Origin of the sequence: Pediococcus damnosus (assembly GCF_001437255.1) — a bacterium.
Classification (GTDB): Bacteria; Bacillota; Bacilli; order Lactobacillales; family Lactobacillaceae; genus Pediococcus; species Pediococcus damnosus.
In genome coordinates this window covers 20,533-47,174 of the sequence record NZ_JQBD01000011.1, presented here as the reverse complement: position 1 = coordinate 47,174, position 26,642 = coordinate 20,533, and the positions used below count along the sequence as shown (strand labels likewise).

The following is a 26,642-nucleotide window of genomic DNA, read 5'->3' as shown; positions in this document are numbered from 1 at the left end:
GGTTTTCATAGAACTTTTGACGTTACCGAATCAGATAAACAGCAGCGGCCATATTGGATAAGCCGGCACCAATCAAAACAGCTTTATTCTTTTGCATAATAATTCCCCCAATTGTTATTTATCAAGTGTGTTTAAAAAGGTATCTATATCAATCCTACGAACAACGTCATCTTTATAGTAAACAAATATCGGCCTTTTTAGCTACATTACAAGATATTAATCAATCTTAAATTTTTTACAACAAACTAACGTGATTCAAATTCATCATACAAATGACGATCATCTTCAAAAAAACCAGTCTTTTTAGCAAGATACAAAACGCCCACCGTAAGTAAACCAGCGGTAATACCTAAACAAACTAATTTATCATTCATGCTGATGACTCCCTCCTTAAATTAGTGAAATGTCAGGTTATAAGCGTAATAATTTAAGCGCTTCCATTATCTACATTTCATGTCCATTATAAAGCTATCGTGAAAAAACGCAATAGCTGTTAGGAATAATTTTAGATTCGATTATAATCCTAAATCCTCATTTTTGAATCTAACTTATCCCCTCACCTTTAGCTTAGATTCAAGTGGCAAATTTTTTGCCAAAAACGGCCTTGCTAAACCTTCAGACAAAGAAATAAGCACAACATTTGCAACCGCTATCAGGAAACTTATATAGTGGTGATAGCCCCAAAAATTTAACTAAGGATGTGACCAATATGCATGATGATCAAATTAAAGATACTTTTAAACAAGAAGAAAAGCGCCGTGGTGCGCCTGACAGCAATATGAGTTACGACGAGCAAAATGATAATCCAATGGAACCTAATGAAGAATCACCTAAGAACACCCCAGATTCAGTTTTGAAACCAAAGGAAAACATTGTCCTAGAAGAAGATAATTTGGATCACATTTTGCATGCTGAACCCGAAGATATTATTAATGAAGAAGCTAATAAGGAAGCAGTTAACGAAGAGTTAGATCATGAATGAGATTATAAAAATCAGAACCAACAGAAGCCACATCAAGGAGAATTGACATGAAGACAACAAAGTTAGTAATTGGTATTCTTATGCTCGTCCTTGCCGTTTTTATTATATTTCAATCAATGGCCGCTGGAATGGCTAATGCTTTAGAGGGTAATATTCATACATCTGGTACAAATGGTGTTCTAGTCGCTTTCTTGTATATTATTATGGGAATTGTTTACCTTGCCACTAGAAATTCAAAAAAACTTGGCGCTGATATTACAAATCTTATCTTCTCAATTCTAATCTTAATAATTGGCCTGTCAGGTGCAGGAAATTATAGTGATTTACTAATTTGGTCTTGGCTTGGATTCATTATTGGCGCTGGATTTTTCATTTGGCATCTATCAATAAATCGAAAATTAGCTGTATAGTCTTTAGCCTTTAAATATACGTTAAGCGACCTGGCAAATTAAATTTAAACGTCCTCTGTCTGGAATTAGTGAATATCTAATTCCAGTTTTTATTTTGAATTTTTTTGATCGCCAAACATTAAAGCCAGCTTTAATATTTTTATCAAAATTATAAGTACAATGTTTTGTATTTTACTTAAATTTATTATAGAATACAACCACAAAAAATGAATTGCTCAATTTTAATGCTGGCAATTACGTTATTGCTAGCGTATCAGTAATTCTAATTTTTTATGATGGAAACTATAAATAGTGAGACTGGAGGAATATTTTATGAAAGAAGAAAGTAAGCTAATCCAAATTATCGGACGAATTGCGTCCGGATTATCTGTTTTAATGTACGTATCCTATATCCCCCAAATCATTGCAAACTTGAACGGAAATTATGGTAATCCTATTCAGCCTTTGGTTGCGGCCCTAAACTGTATCGTTTGGACTATCTATGGATACTTCAAACCTGCTAAGGATTGGCCGATTATCATTGCAAATGTCCCTGGAATTTTTCTTGGAATAATTACCTTTTGTACTGCATTACATTAGTTCCCAAATTGAACCTAAATTGATAACCACCAATTTTTATAAAAATTACCTCTACTTAAAAATCTATAAAACAAAAAGGTTGATACCAATAAGTGATATACACTTACCAGTATCAACCTTTTTGTTATTTAATGGAGTCGGCGGGGATCGAACCCGCGTCCAAGCATATTGCCACCCGGATATCTACGTTCATAGTCATACTATTTAAGTTTCACTAACCAAAACACCGTATGGCCAGGTTCTCTTGATTAGCTAATCTGATTAGTCTCTTCAACTCACTTCAGATGGGAGCAAGTTGCGTAAGTCCACTTAATTTAAGACCTGTATCTAACACATGGACGATGCCAGGCAGATCTACACTAAGCTGTAATTAAGCAGCTAAAGCGTAAGAATTGTTATTATTTTTTGCAGTTATAATTAAACTGAACGTTTTTACGTAGACGTAACCTACGAAACGCAATCCAGACTCAACCTATACCTGTCGAATCCATAACGACCCCATAACACTACCATCACTATACCACAGACAGCCTCGATACGTTTACTTCCGTGGTTGTGATGCTGAATTAGTTGCTGGAACCAAGGCAATTTGACCACGAGAAACCATTGTGACCAATAACTTATTAACAAGATCAGCATTCTGGACATTCTTAAGCAAATATTCTAACAACGCATTTTTGGTTTTTCTCATTGTAAAATCCTCCACGATTCTTCGCATTTAAAACCTAATCTAGATACCAATGATAAAGGTTGGCCCAAAAATTGTCAACCGAAAAACACCTGATTGAACCTACATATTTAGAAAAATTTATAAATTAGTTTGATCGTTTTCAATATCTTCTGGAAATTAGAATCATTTTAAACTAGAATAGATTTAAATACATTTACATAGGAGGTTCAATTATGACTGGTAATTCAAAATTAACAGCAGTTTTATTTTTTGTTTTCTATTTGATTTTAACTTATTTCGTTTTCGTACATCAAAACATGATTGCAATGTATATGATGGCCATCGGGATGCTATTAGAAGCCACCATCAATTTATGGCATATATTCACTCGTAAGTAAATCAAGTTGGCATACCGTCCTCTGACAGTGTAAACTTAAGGTATTAGGAAATCTGGGGGTATTTTGTATGTCGCAAATTAGCGAATTACATCGCATTGAACTAAATACTTTAAAAAAAGTGGCTGCTATTTGTGATGCTCACCACATTAATTATTTTTTAATTGGCGGCTCACTTTTAGGAGCAATCCGTCATAACGGCTTCATCCCTTGGGACGACGACGTTGATATTGGCATGCGTCGCGATGATTACGATAAGTTTGCTTCGCTCACGCCTGCGCTTCTTCAAAATACTCACTACTTCATGCAAACGGCGGATACAGATCCCAACTTCGCATTCAGCTATATGAAAATTCTTGATACTGATACTTATATTAAAGAACGAAACAATGTCAATGACGCGCGCAAAGGCGTGTTTGTAGATATTTTTCCCTTTGACAAAGTTCCTCGACAACCTGAAATTCGTCGCGCTGTTTATAATCGCTTCCGCTATTTTGACGCCCGAATTTTACTACGCCTGGGCTATAATATTATCCAAACACCTTTCCGCAAAGATCCTGAAACAAATGATCTTGATCATTACATGTCGGTTGCCAAGCTGAAAGAGAAACGCGAAAATATCATGCGTTTGTATAATAAAGAACCTTTTCATCATTATAAAAATTATGCGTCTCAATATGCCTACGATAAGGAAGTTTTAAATCAAGCCGAAATTTCTGAATTGGTTACCCATCAGTTTGAAAATATTCAGGTCAAGATTCCTGAAGCCTATGATCGAATTCTGACCCGTATGTACGATGATTACATGAAGTTACCGCCAGAACGTGATCAAAAAGAAAAACATGTGGACATCTTAATCGTAAATGGTAAACACATTAAATAAAGCAAAAAAGGTTATGACCTCTAAGATCATAACCTTTTTGCTTATCTAAACCTTTATCTAAACATTGTTTTAGTTGCTTTTGCTAAAACCTTTGGTTGCTTTTCATAATGATGCAATGGTGTCAATTCACTATCTGGAAGTCCCATAAAGTGATAGACAGCAATTTGTGCACATCTAAATGAATACTGCTCTGTGAAGACCATGTCAAATGGCATTTCTGCAAATTGACTGATAAACGCCAAGTTTTTCGAATTCTTGGGCACAACATCTGGACGATCACCCACAGCACGTCTGTTAAACAGAGCACTGGCATAAGGCATGTATGCAGGAATCACATTTACAACACTGTCCATAATCTCTTCAGTATGATCAGCAATGTTATCCCGAGCCGGATCAACTGCTGCTAAATGGCCTAAGAGTTCCTGCAACATCTCTTTTCCAGTCATCTCGATAAATGGCTTGTCTACATAGTCCCCATTACGTCGTGGATACATAGCATATCCCCAGAATACCGTTTCATTTTCTTTTTGGGCATGGAAATGAGGTTGATGATGGACAACAATTGATAATAGATTACTACTATCAATCCAAGTATTCAATGCATTACCTGGCTCCTGTTGTGTAATCCTTGAAATTTCATTCAACAAAAAATGGTTGTCAGTCGTAATTGTAAAACTCAACCACTCACTTTGCTTACGATCTGCAAAGAACTTATCTGGATTTCCTAAATTATAGAAATGCTCCGTAGCCTGTTTCCAAAGCGCTGCACTTGGCGCATACTCCATGTTTTCCTTAATTGGTGTATCTAGATCGCCAATAGAAGAACTGTCCGTAATGGAACCATTGGTATCAAAGACAAAGTCGTTCTCGCCGACTTCAATTTCACCAGCCTTATTATCATTATCTACTTCTTCATACTTCAGGCCAGTTACTACAATGTCATCGCGTAACGCGGTGTCTTTAAAAACAAATTCCGTAATTTTACGATTATCGATAAAGTTAACACCATGGTCCTTCAAATACTTACGCATTGGAACAATAATACTCTCATATTGGTTATAAGGGGTCCGCGTGACTCCTTCAAGTGTATTGATCCGACTAAACTCCAAAATCATACGGTTCATATAGCGACGTAATTCCATGGCCGAGCTTTCCTTCTTAAACGCAAAGGTAGTTTGCCACATGTGCCAGAAGTTAGTCGTAAAGATATGCGGACTCTTAGCAAACCATTGTTCAATGCTAACGTCGTTTAATTGCGACTCTTTTGATTCTGGCATCATCATCAGTTTGGTCAATAACATGCGGTCTTGATTATTAAACTGCATATGATTGTAATCTTTTTGATCACCCTTATTACGAATACCATCTAAACTATCCATCAAACGGGCAACATCATGGGTAGGATGAGCATGATCAAAGTTCAAAATATCATCTGTCACTGACTGTCCTGGATTGTCCAAAGAAGGAACTGATCGTAAAACATCCCACAGGTTCTCATAAGTTTCTTCGTTAAGCATCCGACCACCCTTTGCGAGATAGCCTTTACTATTTCCTAGTTTTGGATTGCCATATTCTTTTTCGTAATCTGTAACTTTAGCGCCATCGTTTGCCCCATGTTTTTCTAGCCCAAACATTGTGATTTGGTCGCCACTCCAGCCACCGTCACGAATTAAATAAATTCCTGCTGCTAAATTACCGATCCCAGTTCCAATCATATATGCTTTTGCCATTATATCGTCTCCTATTCACTGTTAATGTCTCGTCGCTAAACTCCTAACCCGGTTAGTTTAATGACTTCATTTATAAACTACGCATTTGATTCTCTAATTAATTTCACGATTCTTTCCAATCGATCCAAAGTATCATCCAACGTTAAAAAGTAGTTATTTTCCAGCCCATTTCGCGTTGAATCCACCATGTGAACTGAACGCAAAATTTTTAAATGATGCGATACGGCCGGTTGAGAAATATCCAGTTGTGAGGTCAACTCACTAACGGTCATGCCCTGTTTTAAACGAGATCCCAGCAAAATGATGATTCTTTGTCGATGTTTGTCAGCCAACGCATTTAAAATATCCAGATCATTAATGAATTCATCCAAAGCTGCCTTTTGTTTCGGTTCCATTGTTACCTCTCCCATAGGCTCACCTCTATCTATACATTTAAATATTTAAATCTATGAATAGAGTAACATGCTTTTTCAATCATAGCAAGCGCTTACAAGCAAATTTAAAAATAAAGCCGTTACCTATTTGGCCAACAGCTTTTAAATGCAGAATCATTCATCTGCCACCTCTTGTTTATCAAGAAACACAGTTGCTAACGTCCCAATCACAATAAAGATGACCAACGCTAAAATCACGCCAATCCATGATCCACTACTTTGGACACTGTTCGCTGCCCCTTTAATAGCGAGTTCCGCCAAAATCCAAATTCCGGCAACGATAATTCCTAACACCGCACAGTAAACTTGATGTGAGTAACGTTTTAGCAAATAATGGAGAGCTTTCGCCATCAGCATAACGCCCACAGCAGCTCCGATAATAAATGGCAGTAAAATCAATACGGAAGAAAAAGCCGATCTTGCTTGATCGAATTTACCGACCAATAGGAACATGAAAGTATCCAAAAGTTTGGCAACTGAATTATAAATCGTTCCATATTGATTCACCATCATGAGCATCACGGCCCCAGAAATACCAGGAACCATCATCATCGAAACTGCAAAAAATCCGGCAAATGCAATTGTTCCCCAATCTGACAAACTATTCAAATGTGTCAAAGCTATAAAATCACTCCCACTGTCAGTACCTTGATGGCTGACAAGCATAATGAAAGCAAACCCGAAAATAATAAGGGCAAAATCCAGCAAATTTAGATGTTGCTGACGGATTTTTTTGTAAACGAATGGCAGCACCCCAATGACCAAACCAATAAAGAATCCATAACTCATCACTGGAAATTGTTCACATAACCACAACACAAGTTTAGTCGATGCTAGCACACCGACTACCGCTCCTACCATAATGGGCAATAAAAATTTGATGTTTTTGCCCGGTTTTGCGCGAAATGTAGAAATTGCTTCAACCATTTTTTCGTATAAACCAACAACAACAGCGAACATACTGCCTGAGAGCCCGGGAATGACTAAAGCAATTCCAATTAGAAACCCCTTCATTGTGTTGATATAAGCTTTTGTTTTTATTTGCTTTACCTCTTTCCTATTCTGCGTTCATTTCTGTGATATATGCCTGTTTTTGTGTTTCCCATTTCTTTTTATCATCGTTATTAATTTCTCGTAGAATGTGACATGGATTTCCTACCGCAATCACGTTATCGGGAATATCGTGGGTCACAATTGATCCCGAACCGACAACCACATTATTTCCGATTGTTACCCCGGGATTAACAACGACATTTCCGCCAATCCACACGTTGTTACCAATTGTAATTGGATAACCGTACTCATAACCTTCAACTCGCACAGTCGCATCAATTGGGTGCCCCGCCGTGTATAAACCCACGCGAGGGCCAAACATTACGTTGTTACCAATTGTAATTTTCCCGACATCAATAAAAATACAATCATAATTGGCATAGAAGTTCTCTCCGATTGTCGTGTTCAATCCATAATCTGTGTGAAACGGAGGCTCAACATGAACATGCTCACCAACCTTGCCAAACAATTTTTTCAATAGTTCTTTTTGATAAGTCATCTGCTCTTCGGTTGTATTATTAAACAACCGCGTCAACACTCGACCATGTTTAAAGTCTTTTCGTAATTCGGGATCATTTGCCACATACAACTGGCTATTTAACATTCGTTCTTTATTGGTCATTAAATTTCCTCCGCATATTTAATTTGATTATATCGAACTTTGAAACCTGTGTCATTTGAAATACAGTTTAAGTTTTTCTAAACATAGTTAACTTGATTCTCAATACCAAACAAAATTTAAAAATAGTCTGTAAAAACAGCGATCCTAATTTAAACATGATACAATAATTGTAAGCGCTAAATTTTTAAAACTTGAAATACATAAATTTACGTTTCAAAAAATGAAAAGAGGTTACACATGTCAATTCGTTTAATAGCAATAGATGTTGATGATACGCTCCTAAACTCCAAGGGCGAAATCTTACCAAGTACAATTTCAGCGATAAAAGAAGCTGTCTCTCAGGGTATCAAAATCGTCCTCTGCACTGGCCGTCCCCTTGTTGGTATTTCTCATTTTCTTCAACAACTGGGGCTTTTCGGTGATGATCAATATGTGATCACTTATAATGGTGCTGTCATTGAAACTATAGCTGGCCGCGTCATTGCCAAACACCTGGTTGATAACGACCACTACAGGCAAATGACTAAATTCGGCCAACAACATAAAATTCCCTTTAACGTTTTAGATGAAGATGGCACAATTTATACTGCCGACCTTGACGTAAATGCCATTACAGTTGTACAGGCTTGGGAAAATAGTGCCGGTATTTTGATTCGAAAGCCGGACGAATTGCCAGCTGATTTTCAGATTACTAAGGGATTATTTGTTGGCAATGAAAAATTATTAGATGCTATTGAACCCCTAGTCAAGGAAAACTTTAGTCAAGATCTTTATGTAGTTCGGGCTGCTCGAAACTTCTTGGAATTAATGCACCCCGCTGTTAATAAAGGACAAGCTTTAAAAGATCTCGCTACCAATCTAAAATTCGATGCACATGAAGTCATGGCACTTGGTGATGAAGGCAACGATATTGCAATGTTTGATTATGCTGGCACCGCAATTTCGATGGGCAATGGCAGTGACCTTGCAAAAAAACATGCCGACTTTGTTACTGGCACCAATGATGAAGATGGATTGGCAGATGCCATCAAGAAGTATGTTTTAGAGTAAATTATCTCCGTAAGTGCATTTATCGAGAAAAACAGCCACGTCTCTTCAAAATTTGGAGAACGTGGCTTTTTACTATATATTTAATTAATTGAACTTCAATCTGACTAATATCCTGAAAAAAAGCAAATGTAACATGATAATTGCGTTACTTTTCCGATAGTTACACGTACGATTATAAATATAGAGGAGGAATATAGATATTATGAAGCTTTCTAGTCAGTTACGAGAAAAAAGAAAAGCGTTAAATTTAACTCAACAAGACTTGGCAGATCAACTACATGTGACTCGTCAAACGCTATCTCGTTGGGAAAACGACTTAAGTTATCCAAACTTAGATACATTGGTTCAACTCAGTCAAATTTTAGATCTATCTTTAGATAATTTACTCAAAGGAGAATCAAATCCAATGGTTACAAAAATCAGTTCCGATGTTCGCACTAAGAAAAAATACAAACGATCCTTAACAATAGTTGGATCCGTACTAATATTAATAGCTTTATTTTTAATACTTTTAGCCTACGGACGTGCTACCCAGAATTCAAACATTGATCGAGTTAATCCATTTTTAGAAACCCGATATGGTTATGCTATTCTTCCAACGCCTTCAACAAGCACTAGACCAGGTAAAATAGACACTTTCGTCTCGGACGACCCCTTTGGTCAAGGTAGTTGGCTAAAATTCCATACCGGCGAATACAATAAAAAAAATAGATGGGCATTAGTTAAACATAAAGGCTCTTATGTGGTTGCTATTCGTTTAGTAAACAAAAAACAAATTCCTTTATCTATGTGTGAACAAGCCGGTTCATTTTATACAAAGTATCATTCCAAAAATGATGGATCACGAACAGGAAAACAATTTTCTTGGTGGCCATTTGATTAATCTGATGCGCATTTATTTATAGATTGTCTTAAGTCCTGCAAGATCACCCTTAGATAAAGTCGTTCTCCCTTGATCGACTGGGTACATAACTGAATTTCTATTTCCGCTGTGCGCCAATCCGAGTGCATGCCCTAACTCATGAACGGCTACCGAAAGCCGAATTGACCCTATATATTGCATGTTCAAACTGGCACTGGCATGATTTACCGTATAAGCGTTCACTCCAGATTGCTGGATCACCTCAGGTCCACCAAGCCCTAATTCAATGGTGCCTCGTTGTGAAGAAGTCATTTTCTTATCATAAATTGAAAACTTAATTTGGTTTTGTTGCTGCGTACCAGCACCAGCAATTAATTTTACTAATCCTGTTTGGTTGTAAATATTAACTGCGGATAAAAACATCTTTCGCACATCCTGTGGCGTATTATCTGCAAAATGGTAATAATAAACGTTGGATAGTTTATGTCCATGAATGACATCTTCTGTGGGCGTTGTGCCGTTAGTATTTGCGTTCAAACTACTTGAAGAGTTACTTTGTGGATTGACACTTATTTCATTGGATGCTTGGCGTGCATTTATATTTGCAATCGCTTTGCTAATTTCTTGTTTACTATCAACATATAATTTTTTGGACGCCGTTTGAAAATCTGGCTTGGTTGCTAAAAATAAGACAACAGCAATCATAATTATCCATATTAAACCTTTATGTTTCACTGGTATCCCCCGTTTGATTTGAATTTTCACTCAGTTCAAAAATTATATCATGGATCCTTTTTTTAAACGTCTATTTCGGCTAACTTACTGAAATTCTAATTTCTAAACAACTGGAAAGTTATTATATGCACATCATAGCATTAAATAAATACTTCTATCTAAAATTAACATTGATTCTTTTCAATCAAATTTACAAAAAATGGGTACATAAAAAAGTGAACTTCATTATTTGAAATTCACTTTCTAAATGTATCCATTTTTTTGACACTAAATTCTAATTCTGAAAATCTTCTTCACCTAATGCATGTTGGGCCGCCAAATTCAATAAGCTCCATTGCCGATCAAACCCAGGTTGGAAGAAGAAGTCTGCATCCGCTAAGTCTTCGAGCCGTAATCCTTGCTGAATTGCCAATGCTAACACGTTTCCTTGTGCCGTTACATCATACGTGGACAAAACAGCTCCACCGAGCAGCTTGTGGGTTACTGGATGATAAAAGAGCTGAACGGCCACCTGTGGATTTCCTTTTTCCACTGGTACATAAGCTGGTCGCAGTGCAGTCTGGAAGAATGATTTAGCAATCTTCACGCCAGCCCCTTTTGCTGTGAAAGAATTTAAACCACTTTGAGTAAACTTATCATCAAAAACACTCAGAGCTGAAGATCCTACGATACCTTTGAAAGGTTCAGACGGAAGTTTCTCAAAGATATGTTTAACCACATAGCGCGCTTCACGCCGGGCAACGGTCGCCAAGGCTACTGGAATCTTTTTATCAGCTGGAATTGAATAAGCTAATGTAGCGTCACCAATTGCATAAACATTTGGCAAGTTGGTCCGCAAATATTCATCGGTTTTAATCCATCCCCGATTATCTAAATCAACAGTTCCCTTTAGCCAGTCTGTATTAGCCTGAACGCCTGCAGCCTGAATAACTAAATCACTTGGGTAACTGTTCGTCGTTGTCTTTACGGCCTGAACCGCCTTATCTCCGACAAATTCAGTAATATGGGCATTCATTTGTAAATTAATTCCTTGATCTTTTAGTTGTTTGGCAATAATATCCGTCATTTCAGAATCCAAATAGGTCCCTAACGGACGATCAATGACATCCAACAACGTCACATTTTTTCCTGCCTTACGACTAGCCTCAGCCGCCTCAATGCCAATATAGCCAGCACCAACAATCGTGACATTTTTAATATCATCACTGTTTAACTTTGACTTGATTTTGGTGGCCCAGTCATATCCACGCATTAGAAAAACATTCTCCAAGTTTACGCCGGGCACTGGTAAAGATTTTGGCGTCACACCAGAACTAATAATCAACTTATCGTATGGTTGATCAACGGTTTCTTGGGTCTCATTATTTGTAACACTAACTGTTTGCTTATCAACATTAATTTTATTAACTGTATGACTTTTCAAAATATGCACATTGGACTGCGGAAAATCACTTGGACGAAAGTTTCGAACATCATTAACATCTGTCACATTATTTTCCAGGTACAATTCCGTTCCACATGACATGAAAGAAATAAAATCACCTGCTTCATAAAGCGTAATATCAACATCATCGTAACGACTTAATAGTTCCAAAATCGATTGATGGCCACCATGTGAGGCACCAACAATTACAACTCGTTTTTTTGACATCTAAAATCCCTCCTACAGTTTATAATGGTTCTCAACTAGAGCTTAAGACTTATCACTAAATAATGCAACGAAATGACCACGACTTAATTAAAGGGCTTCTAAACTGGTTACATTAGCAAACTGTTTAAGAAAGCCAATCTCTATTTGATTGCAAGATTAGCGTTTATCTTGGTATACAAAAAAGTCCTCATATCAACGCTTTAACATTGTATGAAGACTTCAGAATGTTACAAACTGCTCCGGCTGGGATCGAACCAGCGACCTCTTGATTAACAGTCAATTATTCTACCGCTGAACTACGGAGCAATTACTTAATTACCATGTATATATTTATATCATGAAAACCACAGACTTGTCAACTAAATTTTAATAATTATCATTTAAATTTTTTAGGAGATGTGATTTTCTTTCAAAACCGCATTAAAATCAACCATGATTTTATCGTCTTTTTTCCATTCTTCCCAGTGATCCATGTCTTCTCCTGGGACTGAATAACGGGCATTAATATAATCTTCATAATTAATAACATGTGCTGAATGCGGGATATTCAACTGTAAAATACGGACTTCTGTAATAAAACCCCGATCTGCAGCTAACTCTGCTCGCCCATTCATAACCATGTTGGCAATTTCAGTATATTTAGTTCCGTCTTTTCTAGTAATTTCTTCAATTAATGTAAATACTTGCTGACCCATACTATCACCTTCCCTTTTCAGTATAAGGGCAACTTGCTTGTTGAAGCAAGTTGTTTTATTACAAAGAAAAAAATACCTCTAAGCATTATAGCCTAGAGGTACCTTTTTGGCATAAGAGAGAAAGAGAATTGATTAAAGGTAGAGGAGATGCACTACTACCTTTCGAAATAATCATACCTCTATATGTAAGCGGTGTCAATCCAAACTTTAAACTTTTTTATGAGAATAAAAAAAGAATCGGAAGATAATTTCCGATTCTCGCCATCTGATGTATACATCAACTAGAGATGTCCTCATCTGTGTTCATTTGGGGTAAACAGGAAGAGGAAGTAAGTAAATGGTACACTTAATATACCTCTTTTTCTCATCTTAGTCTACCTTATTTTAATTATTTATTCATAATTTTTTAATGAACTAGGCACTTAATGCACTACCATAAACCCAGCCAAGCAATTTACCGTTGTAATAGCAACGATAATAAGGGGTCTTCGTTCCTTCAATAACTCCCGTCATATCAACTTGAACGGTCTTACCCGCATATGACTTACCGTAATATCTACGACTATAGCCATAGTTGCTTTTGGGGATGCACAGCTTTCACTTTTCTAGTTAACGTTTGACTTGTATATGTCGTATTAAGATAACGGACATTCGTCAATGCGCCACCATAAACCCAACCAATGAGTTTACCATTTACATAGCAACGATAATAAGGGGTCTTCGTTCCCGCTCGAACAGCCTGATTATCAATCGTTACGTTTTGGCCGCGATAAGTCGTGCCATAGTGTAAACGTTTTGTTGAATAAACACTGGAAGTTACATGATTGTAAAAATCATTTTTTGGCGTCGTACTCACTGACGCAACTTTATATGTCGACGTGTACTTTGTCACGTTCACAACAGCAGATGAATAAATCCAGCCAATCAATTTACCATTATAATAACAACGATAATATGGAGTTTTGGTTCCCTTTTTAACTCCTGAATTATCAATTGTAATGGTCTTACCCTTATAGGTTGAACCATAATGCGTACGTTTTGAACTATATGTGCTTCCTGGAATATGGTTATAAAAATCGTGCCCCGGACTCAATTTAACTTGCATTGATTTATTCTGCTTTGTATATTTAACCGAAACGCCATCTAAGAGACTATGCAAGTTGTACCCTTTAATTATGCTAATCAAGCTTTTAGCGTATGAAGGTGCCGTTGCGTATCGCCCTGTCAGGTAATTTGCTGCCGCCTCGGGTGTTGAAGCATTCTCTTTCCATGTTCCCTTATAAAAAGAAGAATTCCAAGCCGTCCCATTTCGTAAAACATTCCCGTTATCATTCAGCGAAGCCTTTACGTTAGGATATTTACGGAATGCCGCATTTGTATAGTACAGCTGACCACCTGCCGTATATTCCGCGGTTCGCATGGTTATGGACTTACCCTGATATGTACCTTTAATTCCGAAGTAATTATTACCCTTAATGGCCAATTGGCTTTGGCCCCATGCACTTTCACAAGCTGCCTGAGCCATCATCAAAGACCCATATAAATTATACTTTGTTGAAACACTTTGGACATCTGGTTTTAGTCGCGAAATAAAACTCTGTGGCGAATCTGCGTGAACCGTCTTTGAATTTGAACCCCAAACAGCAATTGTCGAAAGCAATATTAAAAATGAAACAAGTGGTACCCATCGTTTATGCATACTGTTTCCCCCGTATCGTAATGATCTTTAACTATTAGTATATAACTTATACGAGAAAATCTTAACTCATTTAACCATAATGAAATATACAGAATATCCACTCATTTCAAAAATCCCCATATAACGAGGCTGTTCAAGGTAATTTGATTGAATGTAACAAAAATTTAACAATTTAATTGGCTTAATATACAAAAATATCCCGCTGAAAGCTTCAACAGGATACGTTTTGTAAATTTTTATTTGCTTTATTCTACAGTTACACTTTTTGCAAGATTCCGCGGTTGATCAACATTATATCCCCGTTCTAAGCTTGCATAATAAGCCAGTAGTTGTGCTGGTACCACACTTACAAGTGGTAATAATAATTCAGAAATGGTAGGAATGACAATATCATCCCCAGGTTTAGCAAGATTTTCCGAGACAATCGTTAAGACTTGAGCACCACGTGACTTTACCTCTTGAATGTTACTCCTAGTGTGGCTCGCCGTGCGTTCCTGCGTCAAAATGGCAATGACTGGCGTTTTGTCTTCAATCAGGGCAATTGTCCCATGTTTCAACTCTCCCGAGGCAAACCCTTCTGCGTGAATGTAGGAAATTTCTTTTAACTTCAGGGCCGCCTCCAACGCAACGAAGTAATCTACACCACGTCCAATGTAAAAGGCATTCCGTGTTTTTGCTAAGTTGTGGTGGGCAATCTCTTTAATTGTTTGTTTTTCATCCACAATGGCTTGAATAGCATTGGCCGCTAAACTTAACTCATGATTCAAGTTGAAGTTCTTGGCTGTTGAAATGTGACGTGCCATGCCAAGCGCTTTAGCGACAACAGCCTCAACCGCAATTTGTGCTGTATAAGCTTTAGTTGAGGCAACTGCAATTTCCGGCCCCGCATTTAACAACAATTGGTACGTAGCCTCTCTATATAAAGTTGAATTTTCAGCATTCGTGATTGTTAAGCTGGGGGCCTGCCACTCATTATTAACACGAACTAGTACCTGCCGACTATCTGCAGTTTCTCCACTTTGCGTTAGAAAAATAAAGAATGGATGGTCAGACAGGATTGGGTTGTCATAGGCAAATTCTGACGCCAAAACCACTTCTGTAGGAATTTGCGTTAACTGTTCAAACAGCCGTTTTCCAACTAATCCTGCATGATAACTGGTTCCAGCACCAACGATGTATAGGCGATCGGCTTTTTGCATAGCTGCCAACAAATCAGCCGGTATTTTTAAACTGCCATCCTCAGCAAAGTAAGTCTTTTGAATGCGATGTAAAACTGCTGGCTGTTCATCAATTTCTTTGAGCATATAATAAGGATAAGCACCACGATCCGTTTCCTTGGGATCCAAATCTACGTGAAAAGGATCACGATGAACGCTCTCACCGTCCTGATTTGTAATCTCAATTTTTTTAGGTGTCACCACAACCATTTCACCATCATGTAACTCCAAAAAATCTTTGGTCACGTTTAACATTGCTAATGCATCACTACAAACTACATTAAAATCCGTTCCCACCCCAATCAGAAGAGGGCTCTTATTTTTAGCTACGTACAAAGTTTCTGGATCTTCATGGTCCATTAACAAAAATGCATAAGAGGAACCCTTTAAGAGACTTAGTGTCTTTTTAAAAGCCTGTTTCGTTGTTAACCCATCATGGATGACAAAATGATCCACTAATTGCACCACAACCTCGGTATCCGTTTGACTAGCAAAAGATACATCACTTAAATATTCTTGTTTTAGTTCTTCATAATTTTCAATGACCCCATTATGAACCAAATAAAACCGCTCATCTGTCGAAAATTGTGGATGTGCATTTTCGATACTTGGTACCCCATTTGTTGCCCATCTGGTATGGCCAATTCCTGTGCTACCCTGAATCTCGGGAATTAGCTTTTTTTTAAGATCCGCAATTTTCCCTCTAGATTTAACCAGATGTGCTTGTTTTTGATTATTATTCACATAAATACCTGCAGAATCATAGCCACGATATTCAAGCTTTTCTAGCCCAGACACTAAAATTTCAACTGAATCTTTTCTCCCTGTAACGCCGACAATTCCACACATATTCAACATCCTCTTTATTTTTATAATTGGTCTATACGATTTGATGATATTGGTCCATATATCGTATGTCTTAATTTATCTCATTATAAAAGGATTGTCAACCGTTTTATCATCTTTGGTCTTGTAATTATAGTCAATTGGTCTAACTTGCAAAAAGAATAAAAAACTGTTCGAATCAAGCCAGTAGGATATTTCAGCTTGATTCGAACAGTTACCCAATATATATTATTCAGTTACACCAACTTCGGCACGCACAACTTCAACAATGCGGTCTACATAGGCTGCAACTTCTTCTTTCGTTGTTGCTTCAGCCATAACTCGTAATAGATCCTCTGTTCCACTAGGACGGACTAACACGCGACCTTCGCCAGCCATTTCGTCCTCAACGGTTTTAATGATTGCCAAAACTTTTTCGTTTTTTAATGCCGTCTTTTTATCTTGAACCTTCACATTAACTAGTTTTTGCGGATATGTTTTTACTTCGTCAGCTAATTCAGATAGTTTTTTACCTGTCTGTTTTACAATGTTCATAAGTTGTAAAGCCGTCAACATTCCATCGCCAGTCGTATTAAAATCAAGAAAAACAACATGACCAGATTGCTCACCGCCGACGTTATAGCCATTCTTTAGCATCTCTTCGACCACGTAACGGTCACCAACCTGTGTTTGAACCGAATGGAGGCCATTTGCTTCAAGTGCCTTATACAAGCCTAAATTACTCATAACTGTGGTGACAACCGTATCCTTCTTCAAACGTCCCCGTTTGCTAAGATACTTCCCACAGATGTACATAATTTTATCGCCATCAACGATATTGCCCTTTTCATCGACTGCAATGCATCGATCGCCATCACCATCAAAAGCAACCCCCAAATCAGCACCTTTTTCCACAACAAACTTTTGCAAGCCTTCTGGATGGGTTGAACCCACGTTGTCATTGATATTTAAACCATTAGGCGTCGTCGCCATTGTGTCAAAGTCAGCATTCAAATCAGCAAAAATTTGAGATACAAATCCGCTGGTTGCACCATTAGCAGAATCCACACAAACATGAAGGCCCTCTAAATCGTCCGGAATTGTTTGCTCCAAAAATTGGGTATACTTTAAAGCACCTTCTGGATAATCATTTTCCGTACCTAATCCGTCAGCGGATGGTCGTGGCAACTCATCAGTTTTTTTATCTAAGAGGACTTCAATTTCACCCTCTAGTTCATCAGATAGTTTATAGCCATCTGACCCAAAGAATTTAATTCCGTTATCTTGAACGGGATTATGAGATGCTGTAATCATAACTCCAGCATCAGCTTCTTGTTTTCGAACTAAATAAGCAACACCTGGGGTTGTCACAACTCCCATATCCAAAACTTCAATCCCTACAGAAAGTAATCCAGAAATTAAAGACGTTTCCAATAATTGTCCAGAGATTCGTGTATCTCGAGAAACTAAAACACGAGGACGTTCCTTCGTGTCTTCAGCATGTTCTGTTAAGACATATCCGCCAGTTCGTCCTAATTGGAAAGCCATTTCAGGAGTTAAACTTTCATTTGCGATTCCTCGCACGCCATCTGTTCCAAAATATTTTAAAGCCATAATTTTCCTCTTTCTATTCATAAATTAATTTGAACTGGAACTTGCCGATTTCGAACTTGAAGAGCTTGATGCAGAACTTGTACTACCAGTTTCGCTAGTTGAACCAGTCCGTTTGTTATCCGCTGGTTCACTAGATGATTCCTTCGTTGACTCGCTACTACTGTCGGTTGAATTCGATGATTTTTGAACAGGCACTGTCACACTTACAGCCTGTGGATCCAAAATCACATTCACAGTATCGCCTTTATTATCCAAAGCTTGAAGAAGAACCTGCGTTGTGGAATTCTTTTTCGTGTTATTAGGTAAATTAATTCTCGCAACCACTTCAGTAATTCGATTGATCTCTGAAACCGATCCCGTTGCAGTAACTGTTTGGGAACGTAAAATTGCAGCCTTTGCCTCATAACCTTTGGCAATCACATCTTGATTAACCTCTGGTTGAATTGCAAACGTCTTTGTCTTCCGATTAGCTACCGTCACGTTGATCGATTGTGGTTCAAAACTATAGGCCAGCTCTTTATTCAAGCCTTCCTCTTTAATCTGTACACGATGCTTACCAACACCTAATTTTCGTAGTGAAACATAAGCCTTAAAATTCTGAGTATTAGTGGTAGTTGTCACCAAGGCACTCGGGCCCGTAATTTTAATTTTAACTTTTGATGGATACCCACTAATTAAATATTTACTGCTATTTACATCCAATTCCAAAGGGACAGTTAAAGTTTTCGATTTGTTGGCCATCAATGTGGCATCCCCAGAATTACCATTTGACCCAGCATTATTCGAATTTATCTCATCGGACTTCACATAAGTAAACAAAAGGACCGCCAAAATCAAAGCTAATATCCGATATACCCATCGTTGCTTCCAAAAGTTTCTCATTTTTTAGGACCCCCTTTGAAGAACGTTGTTACTCCTTCTATGAAGTCTTGAATAATGTTTTGGCTCTCTGGTTCATCTTCACTGATGAATTGAGCTCTAAAGTAACGAAGATAATCTTCTTGGGTCATATTGCGTAATAACTCATTATCCTTCGTAATCGAAACCTCACCAGTCTCTTCAGAAACGACTACCGTTACAGCATCTGTCACTTCACTAATTCCAACTGCCGCACGATGCCGTGTTCCTAATTCTTTTGGAATCATTGTACTTTGTGAGAGTGGCAAGTAGGCTGCCGCGACAGCGACTTTATTATTTTTTATAATAACCGCCCCATCATGTAAAGGCGTGTTTGGAATAAAAATATTGATCAGGAGTTCACCCGTGATATCAGCATCCAAAGCAATACCGGTTTCAATATATTCTTCCAACCCAGTATCCATTTGAATTGTGATCAAAGCTCCAATTCGGCGTTTAGACATATACTGAATGGCCTTGTCCAAAGCCATAATCATTCGCGTTTCAGCTTCGTTTTTAGTTTTATTTTTAACAAACATTGAGCCCCGGCCCAGATGTTCCAATCCACGGCGAATTTCAGGTTGAAAGATCACTACCATTGCGATGACCCCCCAATTAATCACCTGATCCATAATCCATGAAACTGTGCTTAATCCTAAAAGAACACTAATCACCTTGATTAAGATAATGACTATTATTCCTCGAAACAGTTGAACAGCCTTTGTTCCTCTTACTAACATGATTAATTCATATATCACAAACCAAACTACAAGAATATCAATTAAGTTCATGAAATTATGTAGTGTAATCAGTTGATCCCAAGCAAAATGCATTTGTTTTTCCCCCAAACCAATACAAAAATAATTATAGCACAGACCATGTTTCTTGCGGTCAGAACTTCGGCCACAAGGAACATTAATTCACTTATTTTAATAACCGCTATACCCTTTTATACAACTCTCTATCAAGTATTCAAATCTAGCTTACCTTTGAACCAATTTGTAGAAAAAGCCACCTGTATTCTGCTACAATAAGGTCAACGAGGAAAACATGATGACAAAAAAAACGAAATGGATTATTCGGATTTGCTACGGTCTAGGGTTACTCTATATTGCCCTATTTGTTCATCAACCGTATCATTTCTTACTTCTCAACACTTTTTTAGCTTATATTCCCATCGAAATTGCGTTTCATATCAGCCCAAAGTATCCTAGAAACACACTTTTGTTTTGGTTAGGTATTGTGCTTTGGTTACTTTTTTATCCAAATGCGCCTTATCTATTAACTGATCTCTTTCATTTAAGCTTACTACACCCTTATGCAGACACTGGACTGATTCGACTTTCAGTTTCGATGTGGATCTACTTCATTTATATGTTATTAGCTGTCATTCCTAGCGTCTTACTTGCCATGTGGAGCATGATGCAAGTCACAAAATCAATTGTCAGACGTTACAATATGCACAAGCGATTTGCTGAAATTGGCATTGTATTGATCTTTACGACCCTGTCATCAATTGGAATCTTTATCGGTCGTTTTTTAAGACTTCATACAATCTATCTTTTAATTAGCCCTGAATGGGTGTTGAAACCAATCTTTAATATGTGGTCCTGGCAAATGTTAGCATTCGTTTGCTTAATGACTTTATTACAGGGCGTCATTTACGTGGTCTTACGTGTTATTAAAAACACAAACTAAACGAAAGGATTGAAGTCACTACTGGCTTCAATCCTTTTTATTATATTTATTTTTCACCAATGATTCTAACTTCCGTTTGTAAATGAACTCCAAACTTTTCAAAAACTGTGGCCTGTACATGATGAATAACATTCAAATAATCAGTGGCTGTAGCTCCACCGACGTTAATGATAAATCCAGCGTGTTTCTTTGATACCTGCGCGCCACCAATTTGAAAGCCCTGTAACCCGGATTCATGAATTAATTTTCCTGTAAAATACCCAGTTGGGCGTTTAAACACACTTCCACAAGAAGGATATTCTAGAGGTTGTTTAGAAGCCCGAAGCCGATTCAAATCATCCATTCGATCGCGAATTTTTTGCGCGTTTCCTGGCGTTAAATTAAACGTTGCAGACAAAACAATATCATCATAGTCTTGGATACTGCTGTGCCGATATGCAAAATCCAATTCATGATTTGTTAATGTACGAATTTCACCCTTGCGAGTTAAGATCTGTACTTCACTAACTACTTCACTGATCTCGCCACCATATGCTCCCGCATTCATAAATACGGCACCACCAACACTTCCAGGAATTCCCGCTGCAAATTCAATTCCACTTAAACTGGCCTGATAAGCAGCTTCAGTAGTTGCAATTAAGGCTGCTCCCGCTTGAGCAATTACTTGATTCCCTGAAACTTTAATTTCTTTCATCTGAGTTAAAATAACAGTTAAGCCACGAATGCCTCCATCCCGAACAATCAAGTTACTAGCATTTCCAACAACTGTTAATGGTAATTTTTGCTGATCTGCCCATGTTAACAATTCGCTAACTTGCTTCACTGTTTTAGGAAACGCTAGATAATCGGCTGGTCCACCCGTTTTCGTATTCGTGTACTTGGACAATGGTTCATGATTCATAATTTTAATATCTGGAAATGTTTCAATTATTGTTTGCAAGATTTTGGGGTTCCTTTCGGCTTTATTTTTAGAATGAATTCTAAAATTATACATTTTAAATTAACTTAAAAGCGTCCATAAAGTCATTAATTTTCACATTAATATCAATGTCAAATCAAAACTTTTTTAGGACACTCTCTAGTTTAACACTTCAAAAGAACGAACGGCATCCCGACAAACTCGGTGACTTTCTATCGCTGATTCTGCAGAAACGGGATTCGCCTGTTGGCCTTCAATAGCTGCCAAAAATTGGCGAATCAACGGATCAAAACCGCGGGTCACTAATGTTGGTTGCCAATCAGGTGTAGCGATTATTCGTTGGCCTTGCGTGCTTTTTTCAACGAATGTTTGACAATTTTCAACACTTGCAAGCCCATTTTTAGTTTCAATAGTTACTTCTTCCTGATTCACGCCGCCAACTAAATTGACCTCGGCAGATGCTAACGAATTAGCTGTTTCTAAGGTAATTACAGCTTGCTTTAAATTATGACCAGTTGTAAATAACTTAGTATGCTGAGATTGGATAGGTTCATCCAACAAGTAACATACTGTATCAACTACATGAATAAGCAAATCATAAATTGCAAACTTAGTTTCTTGTGTGGCATTTACTCGCAACTTGATTCCGCGAATAATTTGTTTGTTTGGTAAAGCTTTTAACTTTTGATTCAAGGGAACGAATCGTCGATTAAAACCGCAAGTTAAAATCAAATGCTTTTCATCAGCTAACCGATAAAGCTCTTCTACCTCATCGAAATTTTCTGAAACTGGCTTGTCAACGTACACATTAATGTCATGTGAAAGTAGTTTCTTTATAATCTGGTAATGGGTTGCGGTTGGTGTATGAACGAAGACCGCAACTGGGTTTTGTCCAATCAATTCATCAATATTTGCTTCACCATGTGTAACCCCATACTGAGTTTGTAATTTCTGACGTTTTTCATCATTACGCGTACAAAAATGCCATTCATACCGATCCTGCAAGCTTGCCATGACCGGTAAATAAGCCTTTTGGGCAATATTACCTAATCCCATAACTCCAATTTTTTTCATTTAATTTGCCTTCTCATGATTTGAATTTTGAAACTCTCTGCTATCTTTCTTGGCCTTTGCAGATTATAATAGGAACAATCAGAAAGCTAGAAAGGATTTTTTATATGAATTTTGTTGCAATGGATTTCGAAACTGCCTCACCAAAACGATACAGTGCATGTTCACTTGCCCTCACAATCGTACGTGATAACCAAGTAGCAGATGAATTTTATTCTCTCATCAAGCCCGATACTGAGTTTAGCTGGCGAAATGTCCAAATTCATGGGATCCACGAAGATGATGTGGCCGATGCACCAACGTTCCCTGAGATTTGGCCAGTTATTAATCCACTTTTTCAGTCTAACCAACTAGTTGTGGCCCACAACGCTCCGTTTGATAATGGTGTTTTAAAAAGCTGCCTTGAACACTACAGCTTGCAGCGCACCCACTATTTGACCCTTGATACCGTGCGTACAAGTCGCAAGTTGTTCCCAGATTTTGAAAACCATAAACTAGATACCGTTTGCCAACATTTGGGAATTGAACTTGATCACCATCATAATGCCTTAGATGATAGTTTGGCATGTGCAAACATTTTACTATATGAAGCCAACAACTTCGGCACCGAACAACTCAAACCAATGATTCGCATGGCTAATTAAAGGCTAATTTCATATCAATCGTTTCAAACAGGATCCCGCTTTTATCACGGAATCCTTTTTTATTGCGTTTAATCTCTTTAAATCCCAGTTTTGTATAAATATGAGCAGCAGTCACATTTCTAGCTTGCACTGTTAATACCAATCCTGAAAGCCAACTAAAAGTTTCTCCCCAAGTAAGGGTCTCTTCCATCAACGCAGTTCCTAAGCCTTGTCCCCAAAAATCAGATAAAACAGCCACACCTACTTCACCAAATTCATCAGTATCACTTTTCATGACTGTTGCCAATCCAATTGATTGCCCTTGGTACTTTGCCAGTAAAATAAGATTTTCGCGACTTGCTTGAATAATTTTTAGTTGCTGACTTTCCGTATCAACAGTTAAATTATCTAAATCATCTTCAACCGTAAAAGTTTCCGTTTCTTGATCCAATTGTTTCAACAAATCTAGTACCTGTTTTGCATCCCCAGCTTCAGCCTCTACAATTCTGACCTCATCACTCATTTTATATCCTTTTTAAAATCATTTAGAAGCGTTGCATAACGACTACCTTGCGCCTCAAATTTTAAAATCCGCTGATCATCACTTTCATCATTACGACTAATCGTAATTCTTAAATATTCATCTGGGAGATACTCTTCAATAAATTGGGACCACTCGATAACCGATACCCCATCACCATAAAAATATTCATCCCAACCGAGATCATCACCACCACCATCTTCAAGACGATAAACATCCATATGAAATAAAGGTAAGCGACCCTCTCGATATTCGTGAATAATGGTAAAAGTTGGACTTTTTACATAACGTTTAATCCCTAATCCCTTGGCTAATCCTTTTGTGAAGGTCGTTTTGCCAGCACCTAAATCGCCATCCAACAAAATAACATCATTAGGCTTCAAACTTGTAGCAAGTTGATCTCCAATCTTTTCGGTTTCATCTGCTTGATTTGTTTTGATTGTAAACATAATTTACCTCGTTTGCTGAGACTTATTCTCAGGTTCTTCAGCCACTTCAACATGTTCTGGTAATTGCCAGTCAATCGGAGTTTCTCCCAATGCTTCCAAGGCCGCATTTGTTTTTGAAAATGGATGGGAACCAAAAAAGCCATGATAGGCAGAAAATGGACTTGGATGTGCCGATTTGATTACAATATTTTTATCGGTATCGATCAATTCAATTTTAGCTTGGGCAGCCTTACCCCAAAGAATAAACACGACCGGCATTTCACGGGCAGACAACTTTTCAATTGCTACATCCGTTAATTGTTCCCAACCTTTTCCTTTATGTGAAAATGCTTGGCCGTTGCGAACTGTTAAAACAGTATTAAGCATTAAGACGCCTTGCTTAGCCCATTTTTCCAAATAACCATGCGAAACTGGTTTAATCCCCAAGTCATCTTGCAATTCTTTATAAATATTCTGTAGAGATGGTGGAATTCGCACCCCTGGTAACACTGAAAAACTCAATCCATGAGCCTGATTTGGTTCATGATAAGGATCTTGTCCTAAAATAACAACTTTAACTTCACTAAATGGCGTCCATTCAAATGCTTCAAAAATATGAAACATATCCGGATGAATTAATTGAGTTCTGTATTCAGTTTTTAAAAAATCATGTAATTTTTTATAATAAGCTTTTTCAAATTCTGGTCCCAAAACTTCTTGCCAGTCATTATGAATAAACGTTTTCATTTTTGCACCTCTCCTCACATTCTAGCATAGCTAAAATTGTTTTAATAACATTAAATGCCGTTATGTTATGACTAAAAAAAAACGAGGGTTCATGTTAAACTGAAGATATATAAATCTGATAAGGATGTGTAAATATGATTTCAATAATTGCTTCTGATATGGATGGCACTTTACTCAACGAAAAGATGGAAGTCTCTGAAGAAAATGCGGCTGCGATTAAACAAGCCCAAAATGAAGGTGTTCATTTTGTTGTGGCAACTGGTCGTCAACTTTCGGAAGCCAAACCGCTGATCGAAAAGTTTGGGATTCAAGCTCCCATGATTACATTGAATGGCGCTGCTGTTTATGATGTCGATGGAAAAGCACTGGATATGGTTCCTCTTCATCGCGCAGCCGTCACACAAATCATGCGCGAATTAAACTTAGCCCACTTATATTATGAAATTGTCACAATTGATGGCGTAGTTTCTAACAGTCGTTCAATGCATATCCAGAACCTTGCTGATTTACTTTCAAACACCAACCCTGATACCCCATTTAAGTTGGCCGTTACATTGGCTTCGGCTCGCGTTGAACTAATGGACATTTCTTACGTAGATGACTATCAAGAATTAATTGATGATAAAAACGTACGAATTTTAAAAATTATTGCTTTTTCAAACGACGGTCAGAAGAAATTACAACCTGTGGCTGATAAAATTAATAAAAAGGTCGAAGTAGCCATTACTTCATCCTCACAGTCTAATATTGAAATCAACAACGTGCGTGCACAAAAAGGAATCGCCTTACAACATTTTGCTGATGGTCTCAATATTCCCATGTCACAAGTTATGGCGATTGGCGATAATTTAAATGATGCTTCAATGCTAAAAATTGCTGATACCAGTTATGCAATGGAAAATGCGCATACTGAAATAAAAAAAATAGCCAATCATTTAACCGTTTCAAACAATGAAAATGGGGTTGGTAAGGCTATATTGGAACAACTTAAAACAAACCGTCAATAATAGGGTCACTGTTATAGGGGTGAAAATTTATGCGCAGGCTTTATGTAAAACATCAAGATGCAAAAAATAAGGGTGCCACCGTCATCTATGATGATTACAATAACCCTTGTTATTTAATGGTCGGTAAATGGGGGATCCGCCATGATGCGCTTTCTGTCTATAGCACAGATGGTGAGTTGTTGGCTGAAATCAAGCAAGTTGCAGTCGGCCTTTTCCCCAAGTTTGACATTTTCTTTAACGGTCAGAAAATCGGTTCAATTTCAAAGACATTTGGTTTAATACATGAATTCATGTATGTAAGCAAACTAAAATGGTTTATCACCGGTAATCTTCGAACAGGATTGCATCACGTTTATAGTGGTAGAAAACAGATCATGAAATTGATATGCGGAAACACTTATAACGAACTAACCATTACTTCTGAAGCAACCGAACCGGTTTGTATTTGTATTGCTGCAATTTTGGATCGTTGGTCTAAAAGAAACGGTAAATCAGGCGTTCAAAACCGATCCGCAATTCCAGGGTGGCGGCTACAAAATGGTGAAACAAGTTTTAATAATATTCATAAACATAAAAAAGATAAAAATAAACTGATTGAATAATGG

At 37.6% G+C, this 26,642-nt stretch carries 31 protein-coding genes, 1 tRNA gene and 1 other RNA gene; 11 read left to right on the top strand and 22 right to left on the bottom strand.

Annotated features, from left to right (window positions below):
• Positions 1-245: 245 nt before the first annotated feature.
• Positions 246-374: a hypothetical protein gene (locus IV84_RS02850; RefSeq protein WP_046870813.1), complete on the bottom strand. Its 129-nt coding sequence runs from the start codon at positions 372-374 to the stop codon at positions 246-248.
• Positions 375-709: 335 nt separating this feature from the next.
• Between IV84_RS02850 and IV84_RS02845 the strand changes: the two genes are divergently transcribed.
• From IV84_RS02845 to IV84_RS02835, 3 genes are all read left to right on the top strand, one after another.
• Entirely contained in the window at positions 710-982 is a 273-nt protein-coding gene (locus IV84_RS02845; protein ID WP_046870814.1) for a hypothetical protein, read from the top strand.
• Between the two features lie 47 nt (positions 983-1,029).
• Complete coding sequence (locus IV84_RS02840) at positions 1,030-1,392, top strand: hypothetical protein (protein ID WP_046870815.1); 363 nt, start codon at positions 1,030-1,032, stop codon at positions 1,390-1,392.
• A 312-nt stretch (positions 1,393-1,704) separates the two neighbouring features.
• A complete protein-coding gene (locus IV84_RS02835; protein WP_046870816.1) occupies positions 1,705-1,971 on the top strand; it encodes a SemiSWEET family transporter in 267 nt (88 codons plus the stop codon).
• A 129-nt stretch (positions 1,972-2,100) separates the two neighbouring features.
• On the opposite strand, the gene ssrA is transcribed toward IV84_RS02835, so the two are convergent.
• Positions 2,101-2,471, bottom strand: a transfer-messenger RNA (tmRNA) gene (gene ssrA, locus IV84_RS10665).
• A gap of 41 nt (positions 2,472-2,512) precedes the next feature.
• The gene (locus tag IV84_RS11060) at positions 2,513-2,662 is read right to left on the bottom strand and encodes a hypothetical protein (protein WP_162841290.1); all 150 of its coding nucleotides are present in this window, start codon (positions 2,660-2,662) and stop codon (positions 2,513-2,515) included.
• A gap of 212 nt (positions 2,663-2,874) precedes the next feature.
• Between IV84_RS11060 and IV84_RS11055 the strand changes: the two genes are divergently transcribed.
• Positions 2,875-3,039, top strand: coding sequence for a hypothetical protein (locus IV84_RS11055; protein ID WP_100078369.1), 165 nt, complete (start codon positions 2,875-2,877; stop codon positions 3,037-3,039).
• 67 nt (positions 3,040-3,106) lie between these two features.
• On the top strand, positions 3,107-3,919 hold the full coding sequence (locus IV84_RS02830) for a LicD family protein (RefSeq protein ID WP_046870817.1): 813 nt from the start codon (positions 3,107-3,109) through the stop codon (positions 3,917-3,919).
• A gap of 53 nt (positions 3,920-3,972) precedes the next feature.
• Here the strand turns inward: IV84_RS02830 and IV84_RS02825 are convergent, their stop codons facing one another.
• The 4 genes from IV84_RS02825 to IV84_RS02810 all read right to left on the bottom strand — a co-directional run bounded on the left by IV84_RS02825 (position 3,973) and on the right by IV84_RS02810 (position 7,758).
• Entirely contained in the window at positions 3,973-5,649 is a 1,677-nt protein-coding gene (locus IV84_RS02825; protein WP_046870818.1) for an oleate hydratase, read from the bottom strand.
• A gap of 77 nt (positions 5,650-5,726) precedes the next feature.
• Positions 5,727-6,044: an ArsR/SmtB family transcription factor gene (locus IV84_RS02820; protein WP_100078164.1), complete on the bottom strand. Its 318-nt coding sequence runs from the start codon at positions 6,042-6,044 to the stop codon at positions 5,727-5,729.
• A gap of 153 nt (positions 6,045-6,197) precedes the next feature.
• Entirely contained in the window at positions 6,198-7,097 is a 900-nt protein-coding gene (locus IV84_RS02815) for a DUF368 domain-containing protein (RefSeq protein WP_046870820.1), read from the bottom strand.
• Positions 7,098-7,140: 43 nt separating this feature from the next.
• A complete protein-coding gene (locus IV84_RS02810; protein WP_046870821.1) occupies positions 7,141-7,758 on the bottom strand; it encodes a sugar O-acetyltransferase in 618 nt (205 codons plus the stop codon).
• Positions 7,759-7,995: 237 nt separating this feature from the next.
• On the opposite strand from IV84_RS02810, the gene IV84_RS02805 reads away from it, so the two are divergent.
• On the top strand, positions 7,996-8,808 hold the full coding sequence (locus IV84_RS02805) for a Cof-type HAD-IIB family hydrolase (protein ID WP_056986075.1): 813 nt from the start codon (positions 7,996-7,998) through the stop codon (positions 8,806-8,808).
• 202 nt (positions 8,809-9,010) lie between these two features.
• Positions 9,011-9,691, top strand: coding sequence for a helix-turn-helix domain-containing protein (locus IV84_RS02800; RefSeq protein ID WP_056986074.1), 681 nt, complete (start codon positions 9,011-9,013; stop codon positions 9,689-9,691).
• A gap of 12 nt (positions 9,692-9,703) precedes the next feature.
• On the opposite strand, the gene IV84_RS02795 is transcribed toward IV84_RS02800, so the two are convergent.
• From IV84_RS02795 to cdaA, 10 genes are all read right to left on the bottom strand, one after another.
• The gene (locus IV84_RS02795; RefSeq protein WP_046870824.1) at positions 9,704-10,405 is read right to left on the bottom strand and encodes a matrixin family metalloprotease; all 702 of its coding nucleotides are present in this window, start codon (positions 10,403-10,405) and stop codon (positions 9,704-9,706) included.
• A gap of 274 nt (positions 10,406-10,679) precedes the next feature.
• Positions 10,680-12,056 carry an FAD-dependent oxidoreductase gene (locus IV84_RS02790; RefSeq protein WP_056986073.1) on the bottom strand — a complete coding sequence of 459 codons (1,377 nt, stop codon included), beginning with the start codon at positions 12,054-12,056 and terminating at the stop codon, positions 10,680-10,682.
• Between the two features lie 234 nt (positions 12,057-12,290).
• Positions 12,291-12,362, bottom strand: a tRNA-Asn gene (locus IV84_RS02785).
• A gap of 83 nt (positions 12,363-12,445) precedes the next feature.
• On the bottom strand, positions 12,446-12,751 hold the full coding sequence (locus IV84_RS02780; protein WP_046870826.1) for a hypothetical protein: 306 nt from the start codon (positions 12,749-12,751) through the stop codon (positions 12,446-12,448).
• Positions 12,752-13,165: 414 nt separating this feature from the next.
• Positions 13,166-13,264 carry a hypothetical protein gene (locus tag IV84_RS11405; RefSeq protein WP_237028341.1) on the bottom strand — a complete coding sequence of 33 codons (99 nt, stop codon included), beginning with the start codon at positions 13,262-13,264 and terminating at the stop codon, positions 13,166-13,168.
• A 49-nt stretch (positions 13,265-13,313) separates the two neighbouring features.
• Positions 13,314-14,450, bottom strand: coding sequence for a glucosaminidase domain-containing protein (locus IV84_RS02775; protein WP_056986072.1), 1,137 nt, complete (start codon positions 14,448-14,450; stop codon positions 13,314-13,316).
• 245 nt (positions 14,451-14,695) lie between these two features.
• Complete coding sequence (gene glmS / locus IV84_RS02770) at positions 14,696-16,516, bottom strand: glutamine--fructose-6-phosphate transaminase (isomerizing) (protein ID WP_046870827.1); 1,821 nt, start codon at positions 16,514-16,516, stop codon at positions 14,696-14,698.
• Between the two features lie 225 nt (positions 16,517-16,741).
• Positions 16,742-18,106 (bottom strand): phosphoglucosamine mutase, encoded by a 1,365-nt coding sequence (gene glmM / locus IV84_RS02765; protein WP_046870828.1) that lies wholly within the window; start codon positions 18,104-18,106, stop codon positions 16,742-16,744.
• A gap of 24 nt (positions 18,107-18,130) precedes the next feature.
• Complete coding sequence (locus IV84_RS02760; RefSeq protein ID WP_056986071.1) at positions 18,131-18,988, bottom strand: CdaR family protein; 858 nt, start codon at positions 18,986-18,988, stop codon at positions 18,131-18,133.
• On the bottom strand, positions 18,985-19,836 hold the full coding sequence (gene cdaA / locus IV84_RS02755) for a diadenylate cyclase CdaA (RefSeq protein WP_046870830.1): 852 nt from the start codon (positions 19,834-19,836) through the stop codon (positions 18,985-18,987). Before cdaA ends, IV84_RS02760 begins: the two co-directional genes overlap by 4 nt.
• Positions 19,837-20,056: 220 nt before the next feature.
• On the opposite strand from cdaA, the gene IV84_RS02750 reads away from it, so the two are divergent.
• The gene (locus tag IV84_RS02750) at positions 20,057-20,701 is read left to right on the top strand and encodes a DUF1361 domain-containing protein (protein WP_056986070.1); all 645 of its coding nucleotides are present in this window, start codon (positions 20,057-20,059) and stop codon (positions 20,699-20,701) included.
• A 46-nt stretch (positions 20,702-20,747) separates the two neighbouring features.
• On the opposite strand, the gene murB is transcribed toward IV84_RS02750, so the two are convergent.
• Together murB and IV84_RS02740 are read right to left on the bottom strand one after the other, a co-directional pair.
• Entirely contained in the window at positions 20,748-21,602 is an 855-nt protein-coding gene (gene murB / locus IV84_RS02745) for a UDP-N-acetylmuramate dehydrogenase (RefSeq protein WP_371861599.1), read from the bottom strand.
• Between the two features lie 177 nt (positions 21,603-21,779).
• Positions 21,780-22,694 carry a Gfo/Idh/MocA family protein gene (locus IV84_RS02740; RefSeq protein ID WP_046871553.1) on the bottom strand — a complete coding sequence of 305 codons (915 nt, stop codon included), beginning with the start codon at positions 22,692-22,694 and terminating at the stop codon, positions 21,780-21,782.
• A 104-nt stretch (positions 22,695-22,798) separates the two neighbouring features.
• On the opposite strand from IV84_RS02740, the gene IV84_RS02735 reads away from it, so the two are divergent.
• Complete coding sequence (locus tag IV84_RS02735; RefSeq protein WP_046871554.1) at positions 22,799-23,335, top strand: 3'-5' exonuclease; 537 nt, start codon at positions 22,799-22,801, stop codon at positions 23,333-23,335.
• On the opposite strand, the gene IV84_RS02730 is transcribed toward IV84_RS02735, so the two are convergent.
• Genes IV84_RS02730 through IV84_RS02720 form a run of 3 tightly spaced genes read right to left on the bottom strand, consistent with a single transcriptional unit; the run spans position 23,328 to position 25,030 of the window.
• Entirely contained in the window at positions 23,328-23,837 is a 510-nt protein-coding gene (locus tag IV84_RS02730; protein ID WP_046871555.1) for a GNAT family N-acetyltransferase, read from the bottom strand. The genes IV84_RS02735 and IV84_RS02730 overlap by 8 nt on opposite strands.
• Complete coding sequence (gene tsaE, locus IV84_RS02725) at positions 23,834-24,304, bottom strand: tRNA (adenosine(37)-N6)-threonylcarbamoyltransferase complex ATPase subunit type 1 TsaE (protein WP_046871556.1); 471 nt, start codon at positions 24,302-24,304, stop codon at positions 23,834-23,836. The genes IV84_RS02730 and tsaE overlap by 4 nt, the downstream gene beginning before the upstream one ends.
• A gap of 3 nt (positions 24,305-24,307) precedes the next feature.
• Positions 24,308-25,030 (bottom strand): uracil-DNA glycosylase, encoded by a 723-nt coding sequence (locus tag IV84_RS02720; protein WP_046871557.1) that lies wholly within the window; start codon positions 25,028-25,030, stop codon positions 24,308-24,310.
• 134 nt (positions 25,031-25,164) lie between these two features.
• On the opposite strand from IV84_RS02720, the gene IV84_RS02715 reads away from it, so the two are divergent.
• Together IV84_RS02715 and IV84_RS02710 are read left to right on the top strand one after the other, a co-directional pair.
• The gene (locus IV84_RS02715) at positions 25,165-26,037 is read left to right on the top strand and encodes a Cof-type HAD-IIB family hydrolase (RefSeq protein WP_046871558.1); all 873 of its coding nucleotides are present in this window, start codon (positions 25,165-25,167) and stop codon (positions 26,035-26,037) included.
• 29 nt (positions 26,038-26,066) lie between these two features.
• Positions 26,067-26,639 (top strand): LURP-one-related/scramblase family protein, encoded by a 573-nt coding sequence (locus IV84_RS02710; RefSeq protein ID WP_046871559.1) that lies wholly within the window; start codon positions 26,067-26,069, stop codon positions 26,637-26,639.
• The last annotated feature ends 3 nt before the right edge of the window (positions 26,640-26,642 follow it).

Coding starts and splice junctions, on each gene's coding strand:
- IV84_RS02800 (WP_056986074.1), top strand. CDS start 9,011: ATGAAGCTTTCTAGTCAGTTACGAGAAAAAAGAAAAGCGTTAAATTTA.
- IV84_RS11055 (WP_100078369.1), top strand. CDS start 2,875: ATGACTGGTAATTCAAAATTAACAGCAGTTTTATTTTTTGTTTTCTAT.
- IV84_RS11060 (WP_162841290.1), bottom strand. CDS start 2,662: ATGAGAAAAACCAAAAATGCGTTGTTAGAATATTTGCTTAAGAATGTC.
- glmM (WP_046870828.1), bottom strand. CDS start 18,106: ATGGCTTTAAAATATTTTGGAACAGATGGCGTGCGAGGAATCGCAAAT.
- IV84_RS02840 (WP_046870815.1), top strand. CDS start 1,030: ATGAAGACAACAAAGTTAGTAATTGGTATTCTTATGCTCGTCCTTGCC.
- IV84_RS02845 (WP_046870814.1), top strand. CDS start 710: ATGCATGATGATCAAATTAAAGATACTTTTAAACAAGAAGAAAAGCGC.
- IV84_RS02830 (WP_046870817.1), top strand. CDS start 3,107: ATGTCGCAAATTAGCGAATTACATCGCATTGAACTAAATACTTTAAAA.
- glmS (WP_046870827.1), bottom strand. CDS start 16,516: ATGTGTGGAATTGTCGGCGTTACAGGGAGAAAAGATTCAGTTGAAATT.
- IV84_RS02710 (WP_046871559.1), top strand. CDS start 26,067: ATGCGCAGGCTTTATGTAAAACATCAAGATGCAAAAAATAAGGGTGCC.
- IV84_RS02720 (WP_046871557.1), bottom strand. CDS start 25,030: ATGAAAACGTTTATTCATAATGACTGGCAAGAAGTTTTGGGACCAGAA.
- IV84_RS02780 (WP_046870826.1), bottom strand. CDS start 12,751: ATGGGTCAGCAAGTATTTACATTAATTGAAGAAATTACTAGAAAAGAC.
- IV84_RS02740 (WP_046871553.1), bottom strand. CDS start 22,694: ATGAAAAAAATTGGAGTTATGGGATTAGGTAATATTGCCCAAAAGGCT.
- IV84_RS02790 (WP_056986073.1), bottom strand. CDS start 12,056: ATGTCAAAAAAACGAGTTGTAATTGTTGGTGCCTCACATGGTGGCCAT.
- IV84_RS02835 (WP_046870816.1), top strand. CDS start 1,705: ATGAAAGAAGAAAGTAAGCTAATCCAAATTATCGGACGAATTGCGTCC.
- IV84_RS02810 (WP_046870821.1), bottom strand. CDS start 7,758: ATGACCAATAAAGAACGAATGTTAAATAGCCAGTTGTATGTGGCAAAT.
- IV84_RS02820 (WP_100078164.1), bottom strand. CDS start 6,044: ATGGAACCGAAACAAAAGGCAGCTTTGGATGAATTCATTAATGATCTG.
- murB (WP_371861599.1), bottom strand. CDS start 21,602: ATGAATCATGAACCATTGTCCAAGTACACGAATACGAAAACGGGTGGA.
- IV84_RS02760 (WP_056986071.1), bottom strand. CDS start 18,988: ATGAGAAACTTTTGGAAGCAACGATGGGTATATCGGATATTAGCTTTG.
- IV84_RS02815 (WP_046870820.1), bottom strand. CDS start 7,097: ATGAAGGGGTTTCTAATTGGAATTGCTTTAGTCATTCCCGGGCTCTCA.
- IV84_RS02825 (WP_046870818.1), bottom strand. CDS start 5,649: ATGGCAAAAGCATATATGATTGGAACTGGGATCGGTAATTTAGCAGCA.
- IV84_RS02715 (WP_046871558.1), top strand. CDS start 25,165: ATGATTTCAATAATTGCTTCTGATATGGATGGCACTTTACTCAACGAA.
- IV84_RS02730 (WP_046871555.1), bottom strand. CDS start 23,837: ATGAGTGATGAGGTCAGAATTGTAGAGGCTGAAGCTGGGGATGCAAAA.
- IV84_RS02850 (WP_046870813.1), bottom strand. CDS start 374: ATGAATGATAAATTAGTTTGTTTAGGTATTACCGCTGGTTTACTTACG.
- IV84_RS11405 (WP_237028341.1), bottom strand. CDS start 13,264: ATGACGGGAGTTATTGAAGGAACGAAGACCCCTTATTATCGTTGCTAT.
- tsaE (WP_046871556.1), bottom strand. CDS start 24,304: ATGTTTACAATCAAAACAAATCAAGCAGATGAAACCGAAAAGATTGGA.
- IV84_RS02750 (WP_056986070.1), top strand. CDS start 20,057: ATGACAAAAAAAACGAAATGGATTATTCGGATTTGCTACGGTCTAGGG.
- IV84_RS02735 (WP_046871554.1), top strand. CDS start 22,799: ATGAATTTTGTTGCAATGGATTTCGAAACTGCCTCACCAAAACGATAC.
- IV84_RS02775 (WP_056986072.1), bottom strand. CDS start 14,450: ATGCATAAACGATGGGTACCACTTGTTTCATTTTTAATATTGCTTTCG.
- cdaA (WP_046870830.1), bottom strand. CDS start 19,836: ATGCATTTTGCTTGGGATCAACTGATTACACTACATAATTTCATGAAC.
- IV84_RS02805 (WP_056986075.1), top strand. CDS start 7,996: ATGTCAATTCGTTTAATAGCAATAGATGTTGATGATACGCTCCTAAAC.